Source organism: Mesorhizobium sp. M4A.F.Ca.ET.022.05.2.1 (assembly GCF_003998845.1).
GTDB lineage: Bacteria > Pseudomonadota > Alphaproteobacteria > Rhizobiales > Rhizobiaceae > Mesorhizobium.
On the sequence record NZ_RZOJ01000232.1, the window covers coordinates 1 to 9,692 of the forward strand.

Consider the following 9,692-nt stretch of genomic DNA (forward strand, 5'->3'; position numbering starts at 1 on the left):
CTCTTCCACCCTGTTCAGGGCGCCGAGATCGCAGATGACCTGGCCGGCCACGGTCGCGGCGGCCCCTGTCAGCCCGGTACGCCCACCCTGGGCGACGAGGCTCAAACCCCGTGCCGCGCAGAATTTCACCAGCGCCGCCACGCCCTCCGTGTCGGCTGGCCGCACCAGCGCCGAAGCGCCGAAATTGCGCTGGTCGAAGCCCGGATCGCGACTGGCGAGCTCGGCCTTGTCCCACACCACGGCGTTGGGGCAGGCGGCGCGCAGGTCGGCGATGAGGGTTTCACTCACGAGTGGCTCCATTCATGGGCGAGCCCTCCTATAGAGGAAGCGGAGGCTTCGAGTCACGCAGGGGAACTCTCCCGCATCGATCGTGCAGATTCCAGGGATCGTTCGGCCGCGTGCGGCGTTTGAGCAAAAGCTGAAATGGAGAAACCGACAATGGGTGATGATCGGCTGGAGAAGATCAGGCAGCGTGCCTATGAGATCTGGGAACGCGAGGGACGTTTGTTCGGCAATCACGACCGGCACTGGAGCCAGGCCGAGGCGGAAATCGACCGCGAGGCGGCCTTGCCGCTTACGGCCGATGACGCCCTGCCGGAAACCAGCAGGATCGCCAGCACCGACATACTGACGGTCGAGGAGCTGGCCATGCGCACCGGCATAACGGGCGACGAGGCGCAGGAGCTGATCGACAGGCTGGGCAGCGACCGCGCCGCGATCGAGGCCGCCGCCCGCAGCCTCAAGGCGAGACGGCGGCTCTGAAAGCAATTTAAGGAAAAGTGCGCGGCGGCTTTCCGTCCGCAATTGCGTAAAAAACAAATAGGTTTCGGACTCAATCGAGCCGGGAACAGGGCGGCGTCGCTGCGCGTTGATCTCTGTAAGGAGATCAAAAATGTCGATGCCGAAAACGTCTGTCCACAAGCAAGACTATCGGACGAATCGGGCCGACTACCTGATCGCCAAGACGCCGACCCCCAATGCGGAGCCGAAACCGAAAAAGAGGTCGTCGCGGCTTGGTGACCAGCGCTCGGCCCGGCTCTCGGAGAGCCCTTCAGAGACAGTGGCGAAACCGCAACCGCGCCGCTAGCAGGCGTGGCACGGCGGGCTGCCGTGGTCCGCGCTGCCCAGGTCGTCTGTTCTGTCGGAACCCTTGGTGCCTTCGCAGGTTCATCCTTCATAACCCGAAGGAGACCACCCCATGGACCACACCAACCACGTACGGCTCACCGACGCCGAGCTGACCCCGGCCATCCTCGAAGGCGCGACCATCTACGGTCCTGACGACGAGAAGATCGGCTCCGTCGACCACATGCACGGCAGCCAGGTCGTCATCGACGTCGGCGGCTTCCTGGGCATCGGCGCCAAGCCCGTCGCCGTTCCCGCCACCCAGCTCGATTTCATGCGCGACGAGGACGGCGACGTCCACGCCGTCACGTTCTGGACGAAGGACCAGCTCGAGGACATGCCCGAGCACCAGGACTGAAAGAGGGGCCCGGCACAGCCGGGCCTTTCCGCTTCGGGAGAGACACAATGATCCGAAAACTCAAATCAGGAAAATACCGGCTCTATTCGCGCAAGAAGGACGAAGCGACCGGCAAGCGCCGCAACCTCGGCACCTTCGACACCCGCGAAGCCGCCGAGAAGCACGAGCGCGAGGTGCAGTATTTCAAGCGGCATTGAGCGGGCAAGATCGGGCCGGCCCGTCAGCCTCGATACGCAAGGCGGGGGCCAGCCGCGATCTCCGGCAACGAGGGTCGGTGCGCGACGCCTCTGCGGGTCATCGGTGGCAACCTTTGGGCGTCACCCTGGCGGGGCTTCAGCCCTGCTTGTCGTAGCCGGCGGTAACCTCGCCCTTGTGCGCGGCGAAGGCTTCAAGCACCTCGGTCTTCTCTGCCTTCGGAACCTTGAAGTGGTCGAGCGTCCGCCCGAGCTCGGCCGCGACCTCGTCGAACTCCGCCGGCGAGATCCGCAAGTCGCGATGGGCTTCCTCGAGGCCGAGCGGCGTCGCGCCGGGCTTGGTGGCCACGAACTTGAACGGGCCGCCGGAAACGTCGCAGACCCACAGCGTGCGCATGAATTTGAGGCCGGGCAGCCGTTCAAGGTTCTTGGTGTGCCATTTCCGCAGCTGCGCATTCTTGGATTTCTTGCCGACGATCGGGTTCTTCACGATGGCGTCGCTGAAGTGATCGACCACGGCCGCGATGGCGAACACGCCCCCCAGCCGCTCATACAGGCTCTTCCCGGGCTTGGCTTGCTCCTGCGCCAGCGCGCCATTGGTGGCCATCATGGCTGTCGAAGCGGCGGCCGCCGCCAGCGCGACGACGCTTCGTCTTGTGAGAGAGGTCGAAACAGCGGTTTTCATCTCTGGGTTCCTTGGTGTTAAGCCAGAGCAAGCCGCGGCCTGTCCTGGCGGCGACAATGATTTGATTTTCGGATATGTCCACTTCGCCTAATCCGGCATGGTCCGCGGCATTAACGAGCGCCGCGCCCGACTTGTTCCGTTCAGGCGCTGGCGGCGCGGCTGGCGCGTGAAACGGTTCGCCGAATACAACCTGATACCGGAACGAGACATCGCCGAAACACGCCGCCACGAGCGGCGACATGCCTGGGAAACGTCCTGGTAGGAAAGTCGCCGCCTACCAACCATTGGAGCGCGCGTATGACACCCGACCAGATCAGACTCGTTCAGGACAGCTTTCGCGAGGTCGTGCCGATCCGCGCGGCCGCCGCCGCCATATTTTATGAACGCCTGTTCGCCATCGACGGCGATCTTCGGGCGCTGTTCCCGGAAAGGGATATGACCCAGCAGGGCGCCAAGCTGATGGCGGCCCTCGGCTTCGTCGTGCATGGGCTGGACCGCGCCGAGACCATCCTGCCCACCGTGCGCGACCTCGCCAAGCGCCACGTCGGCTACGGCGTCGAGGAGCACCACTACCCGATCGTCGGCCAGGCCCTGATCGAGACGCTCGCCGCCGGCCTCGGCGAGGCCTTCACGCCGCCGGTGCGTGAAGCCTGGGAAGCAGCCTACGGCCTGCTCGCGAGTGTGATGATCGCGGCCGCGCGCGAGGTGCAGATCGCAGCGTGAGGGGACGGGATGGTCGAAGGCGACCAGAACCGTCTTACACCATTCCTTGACAGCTAAGGGGGCGCAAGGGATGGAAGATGGCCGACGCCACATTGGGCGGGGGGCGTTGGGGCATATGGCGCCGGCCAGGCGAACCGGGGTCCGCCACGCAATCCAAGCTAGCAGAGTTCTATTCGCGGCGTATGGCGTGATCGCGTAGGGGATATCTCCCCGAGGAGGGACATATTTTCTGGAAACGCGCCGGCGAGGCCTAAGGCCCCGGCGGCCGAAAAACCCAGCGGCCGGAAGGCGCATGGGCTCGGGGTTCGACCGCCGGGGTCTGACCTGCAAACGGGGTAGGTTTGCCGGCTGGAAAGATTGTAGGCCGCCCATGCATCACCGCTAAGTTGATAAAATGGCTGTGTTGCGGTTCCTGCCGTCCTCCAATCGGATGAGGCCCAGGTCGAATCCAGTCATGAACGATCGATGCCGGGGAGGCGCTTTGGCCACCCGTCGAGTGGCTTGCCCCAGGCGCCCCGGGATCCGATCCGCGGCCCAGCTCGGTCGATTGCCGTGCTCTTGATCAAGAGCTGTCGGCCACACGCTCGGCCATGGCCAACGCTTGCTGGTTCTAGAATTTCCGTCAGGCTGGGCAGTGCCGCTCCGCAACGGATGGCATCCAGCGCAACGCCAGGCTCTGCCCACTTACGCAAATTCATCCGGGTTTCATAAATCCGTTGCGGCGGTTTCGTACGAAGGGGACGGCTCGATTTTGAGGCCGCCCCTGGAAAAGGATGGAAAAAATGTCCAAGCTCCCCGGCAAGACCGAAACCATCGAAAACGTCGAATCCTCCACCTTCGACCCGTCCAAGGCTGTCGAGCAGGTCCGCGCTGCCGCCGAACAGAGCGTCGAACAGTCGAAGGAAGTCCTTTCCAAATTGAGTTCGGGCGCCGAAACGACTCAAAAGGCCCTCGAGTCGACCCTTGAAATGGCCAAGACCACCAGCAACGAGGTGTCCCTGCAGGCGATTGCCGCTCTGCGTGCCAATGCCGACGCCTACTTCACGCACCTTGAAGCACTGGCTACCGTGAAGTCGCTGTCTGAATTCGTCGAGCTGCAGACCGCTTTCCTGCGCAAACAGATGGAAAAGTCCGTCGAGCAGGCCAAGGACTTTCAGGCCGTGACCATGAAAGCGGCCGAGGACGTATCCAAGCCGATCAAAGATGCCTTTGAGAAGGCCCTGAAGGAACGCAAGGCTGCCTGATTGCCTGAGGCAACCCGGGCCGGCGCCTCGCGCCGGCTCGGCGCCTGGCAGCCAGGGACTAATTCGTCCAGATCGAGCATCCAACCTTTCGGCCGGTGGCGGGGTCGCGGACGATTTTCGCGGCGATGCGGTGAAGGCCAACACGGTTGGATTTGACTTCCTTGCTGGCGAGGTAGGTCGGATCGCCGACTTCCCAATGATAGCGTGTGTTTGCCGGAGCCCGCTGCCAGGTGAACTTCGAGGCGTAAACAACCTGACCCGGAACCGTGCGGTCGAAGCGGCAGTCGATGGTCGCCGGCATCAGCCCCTTCGCTGCCATCGCATTGACGACCGCGTCGGCATTGGCCGCTGTCAACCATGCGTCTATGCCGCTGGTCTGGAATGTGTCTCTGCCGCTCGTCCGGTAGGTCATGCATCCTGCAAGGGATGCCAGCAACAGCGCGCCAATCGTTGCGCCTGCTCTGCCTGGCCACTTGCTGCCTGCCCGCCTGCTGCCTGCCTGATTGATGCGCATGCCTCGTCTCCTTCCAAAAGGGTGGATCAGCCGGGCCAGACTGTGCCCGGTGCGGCATACCTGCGTATATTAGGAACTTCACATGCTGCAGCCGTTCATCGGGGGCGCGTCAAAGCCTCGGTTGCCACCCAACCGCCCCTCAGAGTGGAACGGTGCCTGTGGCCACCCCGCCACAACAGTTAGCCAAGTCAGCTCTTAACGCTCCTCACCCTCAAAATTAACCATTCGTTAACCATTCGGCTCCTAGCGTTTACCTATCAGTAAGGAATCGCTTCCCGTGACCTTCGCAGCCCCTGTCGAGACCAAATCCATCCGTTTTCGCGCCCGATCTTTCGTCGCTTTCACGCTCACCCCCGAAGCGCCTCTGGATGTCTGGCTGGAGAGCCTCGACCGCTGGATAGGCAACTCGCCGGGCTATTTTACCGGGCGGCCGGTGGTGCTCGATCTGAACACTTTGAAGCCCGATATCGCGGCCATCGATTCGCTGGTCGGCGTGCTTGGCCAGCGCGGCATCCGCGTCTATGCCATCGAGATGGACGGCGGCGCCGAGCTTGGCTCGCACCTGCCGCCGAAGCTGATCGGCGCCAAGGAGGCGACCTCCGACGGCCTGCTCTTGCATCCCGGCCGCAAGAAGGGCGAAGAGGGCAAGGCCGAGGAGCAAAGAGCCGAGGACGGCAAGGTGCCGGCGAAGCCCGCGCTGCCGGGCGGCGACACGCTGATGGTACGCACGCCGATCCGTTCCGGCCAGTCGATCTTCCATGCGCATGGCGATGTCATCGTGCTCGGCTCGGTCGCGTCCGGCTCGGAGATCGTCGCCGCCGGCTCCATCCATGTCTATGGCACGCTGCGCGGCCGCGCTTCGGCCGGCGCGCTCGGCAACATTGCGGCCCGCGTCTTCTGCCGCAGGAACGAGGCCGAGCTGATCTCGGTCGACGGCTGGTACACCACCGCCGAGGAGATGGAGAAGGTTTCGCGCGGCAAGGCGGTGCAGGCCTTCCTCGAAAACGACGTGCTGTGCGTGGTGCCGCTGGGGTGAGCGGCGCGAGCGTAAGCCTGGGACCGGTTTCGCGTGCGATGGTCCTGCAACACCGTGCCTGGCACGGCCAACCGAAAGAACAATCGCCAAACGGAGGCATTTCATGGGCAAGGTAGTGGTGGTCACCTCGGGCAAGGGGGGCGTCGGCAAGACGACGTCGACGGCGGCGTTGGGCGCTGCGGTTGCCAAGACCGGCAAGAAGGTGGCGCTGGTCGACTTCGATGTGGGCTTGCGCAACCTCGACCTGATCATGGGCGCCGAGCGGCGCGTCGTGTTCGACCTGGTCAACGTCATCCAGGGCACGGCAAAGCTCTCGCAGGCGCTGATCCGCGACAAGCGGGTGGAGACACTGTTCCTGCTGCCGGCCTCGCAGACGCGCGACAAGGATGCGCTGACCGAGGAGGGCGTCGGCGAGGTGATCGAGCGGCTGCGCTCGGTGTTCGACTATGTCTTCTGCGACAGCCCGGCCGGTATCGAGCGCGGCGCCCAGCTCGCCATGCGTTTCGCCGACGAGGCGGTCATCGTCACCAATCCGGAAGTCAGCTCGGTGCGCGATTCCGATCGCATCATCGGTCTGCTCGACGCCCGCACCATGAAGGCCGAGCAGGGTGATCAGATCGCCAAGCACGTGCTGGTCACGCGCTATGACGCAGCGCGCGCCGCGCGCGGCGAAATGCTTTCCATCAACGACGTGCTGGAGATCCTCTCCACGCCGCTGCTCGGCATCATCCCCGAGAGCCAGGATGTGCTGAGGGCCTCGAACCTCGGCTCGCCGGTGACGCTCACCGACCCGCTGAACACCGCCGCCAAGGCCTATATCGACGCGGCAAGGCGGCTGGAGGGCGAGGACCTGCCGGTGGTGGTGCCCTTCGAGCGCAAGGGCTTTCTCGACCGTCTGCTCGGAAGGAGGGCGGCATGAACATTTTCGACCTCTTCAAGCGGCGCAACAGCGCGCCGGTCGCGCGCGAGCGGCTGCAGCTGCTGCTCGCCTATGAGCGCCAGAGCCGCGGCCAGCCCGATCTCGTCTCTGTCCTGCGCGAGGAGATCATGGCGGTCATTGCCAGGCACGTGCAGATCGACCAGGACTACCTCCAGGTCTCGATGGAGCGCGGCAAGACCATGTCGACGCTGGAAATCGACATCCAGATCCCCAACAAGAGCGCCACGCCGCTGGCGCTGGCGGGGTAGGGTACCAGCATTTGAGTTCCTCGCCCCCGCCAGAGGCGGGGGAGAGGTGGCCGCGCAGCGGCCGGTGAGGGAGCCTGCAACGCTGGCGTTCCCTCTGATCGATTTCAAGGGCCGGCGCGCCGCTCCCTCTCGGCTTCGCCGAGCCACCTTCCCCACTCGGCCATCGTCAATCGCGGATTTGAGCGCAACGCGAAAGCGGATGCGGCGGGAATCTCGCTAGGCGCTAGTCCTATCGGGGGACTTCCCTTGCGGAAGCGGCGGATGTAGAAGGGAACATTAGCAATTCGTTAAGTATCAAGACTGTGTGTGTGTAGAAGGTGTTCGGTCATGAACTTCAAGAAGCTGATCAAGCGTGCCGATGAGGTGGACAGAGCTTTCGAGGAGCTCCAGACGGATTTGGCGGAAGCATTCGATGCCTGTCTCGATGAAGAGCTGCCATTGGAGGACGCCAGCGCCGGGGATGCCGATCCCACGGCGGAAGGCGACGGCCCACGGCCCGAGGCCGATGCGGACAGTCCCGAACACCCGCCACGGCTGACCCCGCACACGCAGACCCGGCTTGCCGCGCTCGGCGCCCTCGACGGCCTGTTCCGCGACGCGCAGGGGCATCTGGAGGAGATCTCCGGCAAGCTCTCCGAGGTCGCCACCTCGCACCATCTGACGCGTGAATTCCTCGGCATACTGCACGGCGACATCTTGCGCGCCAACGAGATGGAACTCACCAATGCCGGACTTGCCGGCGAGCAGCGTGCGCTGTCGGATCAACTCGCCGAGGCGGGGCGCAGGCAGCGCGAGCGCGACGGCGCCTTCGAGGCGCTGCAGCAGCGCGAGGCGGCCCTGGTGCAGGAGCGCGAGACGCTACGCGCGGCGCTCGCGGCGGCGAGGCTCGAGCTCGTCGAGGCGGCCAATGCCGGCGCCCGGCGCGAGGCCGAGTTCGGCGACATCGCCAAGCAGCTTTCGGCCAAGGCCGTCGAGGCCAACCGGAGTGCCAGCGAATGCAAGATGCTGAGGGAAAAGCAGGTCAGCCTGGCGATCGACCTCGACCAGTCGCAGAAGCGCGAGGCCGAGGCGCGCCACAAGCTGGACGAGGTCGCCGCCTCGCATGCCACCGACACGGCCCGCGTCACCGATCTGGTGGCGGCGCTCGGCCGGAGCGAGAAGGAGGAGGCGCGGCTGCAGAAGGCGCTGGAGAGCGCGCAGGCGAAGCTCCAGGAATCGGCCGAGGCGACCAATCTCATGAAGGGCGACCGCGAGGCCGAGCTTGCCCGCGGTCAAGCGGAGATGCGCGGCCTGCGTTCCGAGATCCAGGATCTGCAGGCGCGGCTGGAGCATGCCGCGAGCGAGACGAGCGAGGCGGCGGCCGAGATCGCCAGGCTCAAGGCGCAGGCCAGCGACGCGCTCGCCGAAAAGCAGATCGCCGACGAGAAGCTGGCGGCGCTGCGGAGCGAGAGCGAAACCGACAAGATGAACCTCTCGGCCATCAACGCCAATCTCTCGCAGCTTTCGCTGCAGCAGGCCTCCGAGCAGATCGAGCTCGATATTCAGAAGCAGGAATGCGAGGACCTGCGCGCCGAGGTCGCCACGCTCAACGCCCGCATCAAGGAACTGCTGCCCTATGAGCGCCTGCACCGGGTCACCGCCGCCAGGACCCGCGAGGACAATGTCGTCGAGATCGCCGGTGTGGTCGCCGATCCCGCGCACCCCACGCATCGCCGGCGGGCGCGCCGCCGGTTGCACGCGTCTTAGGTTCTGACGAGGCTTGGCCACCTCTCCCCCACCACCGTGGGGGCGAGGAAAACTCCTCACTCCGGCTGGTAGAGCTCGTCCATGCTGCGCGCGGCCAGCGTCGCGAACGGCGCCTGCTTCTTCACCCTGCCATGGTCGAGGATGACCACGTCGTCGCAGAACGAGATCGTTGAGTGGTGATGGCTGATGACCAGCGTCGTGCGCCGTCCGGCACGTGACTTCAGCGTTTCCACGATCGCCGCTTCCGACAGCCCATCGACCGCGTTGGTCGCTTCGTCGAGGATCAGTATGTCGGGGTCGCGCACCAGAGCCCGCGCCAGCGCGATGCGCTGCCGCTGCCCGGCCGACAGGTTGACGCCGCGATAGCCGGCGACCGTCTGGTAGCCCTGCGGCAGGCGCTCGATGAACTCATGCGCCTCGGCAAGCCGCGCCGCGCGCTCGGCGTCAGCGGCCGTGGCGGTGTCGTGGCCATAGGTGATGTTGTCGAGGATGGTGCCGTCGACCAACTCCAGCTCTTGGCTAGCCAAGGCGATGTGGCGGCGCCAGCCGGACGGATCGATCTGGTCAAGCGGCGCGCCGTCGACGAGGATCTGGCCGCCATCCGGCTCGACGAAGCGGCACAGGAGGTTGACGATCGTCGTCTTGCCGGCGCCGGAGCGGCCGATCAGCGCCGTCGAGCGTCCCGCCTTGATGTCGAATGTCGCGGCGTGCAGCACCGCCGCGCGCTGCTCCTCGCTGGCATAGGTGAAGCTCACGCCCTCGAAGGCAATGCGTTCCCCAAGCCCCGGAAACGGCAAGCTGCCTAGCGGTGGCGCTGGCTTGCCGGCGGGGTCCAGCAGCCAGGTCACTTCCTCCAGCGATCCGGACAGCCCCTGCAAC

The 9,692-nt window shown here is 65.2% G+C and carries 13 protein-coding genes; 9 read left to right on the forward strand and 4 right to left on the reverse strand.

Features of this window, described 5'->3' with window-relative positions; all coding sequences use genetic code 11:
- Positions 1-288, reverse strand: a 288-nt coding sequence (locus EN745_RS22345) for an FAD-binding protein (RefSeq protein WP_210213769.1), incomplete at its 3' end; no start/stop codon positions are given.
- Positions 289-438: 150 nt separating this feature from the next.
- Between EN745_RS22345 and EN745_RS22350 the strand changes: the two genes are divergently transcribed.
- From EN745_RS22350 to EN745_RS22360, 3 genes are all read left to right on the forward strand, one after another.
- Positions 439-762 (forward strand): DUF2934 domain-containing protein, encoded by a 324-nt coding sequence (locus tag EN745_RS22350; protein ID WP_126055426.1) that lies wholly within the window; start codon positions 439-441, stop codon positions 760-762.
- Between the two features lie 436 nt (positions 763-1,198).
- Positions 1,199-1,483 (forward strand): PRC-barrel domain containing protein, encoded by a 285-nt coding sequence (locus tag EN745_RS22355; protein WP_126055425.1) that lies wholly within the window; start codon positions 1,199-1,201, stop codon positions 1,481-1,483.
- Positions 1,484-1,530: 47 nt separating this feature from the next.
- Positions 1,531-1,680 (forward strand): hypothetical protein, encoded by a 150-nt coding sequence (locus EN745_RS22360; protein ID WP_126055424.1) that lies wholly within the window; start codon positions 1,531-1,533, stop codon positions 1,678-1,680.
- 136 nt (positions 1,681-1,816) lie between these two features.
- On the opposite strand, the gene EN745_RS22365 is transcribed toward EN745_RS22360, so the two are convergent.
- Positions 1,817-2,362 (reverse strand): group 1 truncated hemoglobin, encoded by a 546-nt coding sequence (locus EN745_RS22365; RefSeq protein ID WP_127407362.1) that lies wholly within the window; start codon positions 2,360-2,362, stop codon positions 1,817-1,819.
- A gap of 297 nt (positions 2,363-2,659) precedes the next feature.
- On the opposite strand from EN745_RS22365, the gene EN745_RS22370 reads away from it, so the two are divergent.
- Both EN745_RS22370 and EN745_RS22375 read left to right on the forward strand, forming a co-directional pair.
- Complete coding sequence (locus tag EN745_RS22370; RefSeq protein WP_126055423.1) at positions 2,660-3,085, forward strand: globin family protein; 426 nt, start codon at positions 2,660-2,662, stop codon at positions 3,083-3,085.
- A gap of 782 nt (positions 3,086-3,867) precedes the next feature.
- Positions 3,868-4,329 carry a phasin gene (locus EN745_RS22375; RefSeq protein ID WP_127422273.1) on the forward strand — a complete coding sequence of 154 codons (462 nt, stop codon included), beginning with the start codon at positions 3,868-3,870 and terminating at the stop codon, positions 4,327-4,329.
- A gap of 58 nt (positions 4,330-4,387) precedes the next feature.
- On the opposite strand, the gene EN745_RS22380 is transcribed toward EN745_RS22375, so the two are convergent.
- Positions 4,388-4,843 (reverse strand): hypothetical protein, encoded by a 456-nt coding sequence (locus EN745_RS22380; RefSeq protein WP_127422274.1) that lies wholly within the window; start codon positions 4,841-4,843, stop codon positions 4,388-4,390.
- A 277-nt stretch (positions 4,844-5,120) separates the two neighbouring features.
- Here EN745_RS22380 and minC point away from each other — a divergent pair, with 277 nt between their 5' ends.
- The 4 genes from minC to EN745_RS22400 all read left to right on the forward strand — a co-directional run bounded on the left by minC (position 5,121) and on the right by EN745_RS22400 (position 8,813).
- Positions 5,121-5,879, forward strand: coding sequence for a septum site-determining protein MinC (minC, locus tag EN745_RS22385; protein WP_126055420.1), 759 nt, complete (start codon positions 5,121-5,123; stop codon positions 5,877-5,879).
- A 103-nt stretch (positions 5,880-5,982) separates the two neighbouring features.
- Positions 5,983-6,798, forward strand: coding sequence for a septum site-determining protein MinD (gene minD / locus EN745_RS22390; protein ID WP_126055419.1), 816 nt, complete (start codon positions 5,983-5,985; stop codon positions 6,796-6,798).
- Positions 6,795-7,067, forward strand: a complete 273-nt coding sequence (minE, locus tag EN745_RS22395) for a cell division topological specificity factor MinE (RefSeq protein WP_126055418.1) — start codon at positions 6,795-6,797, stop codon at positions 7,065-7,067. The genes minD and minE overlap by 4 nt, the downstream gene beginning before the upstream one ends.
- Positions 7,068-7,394: 327 nt before the next feature.
- Positions 7,395-8,813, forward strand: a complete 1,419-nt coding sequence (locus EN745_RS22400) for a hypothetical protein (RefSeq protein ID WP_127407576.1) — start codon at positions 7,395-7,397, stop codon at positions 8,811-8,813.
- 56 nt (positions 8,814-8,869) lie between these two features.
- Here EN745_RS22400 and EN745_RS22405 read toward each other — a convergent pair.
- Positions 8,870-9,692: ABC transporter ATP-binding protein (locus EN745_RS22405; protein WP_145992096.1), on the reverse strand; the 823-nt coding region annotated here is incomplete at its 5' end.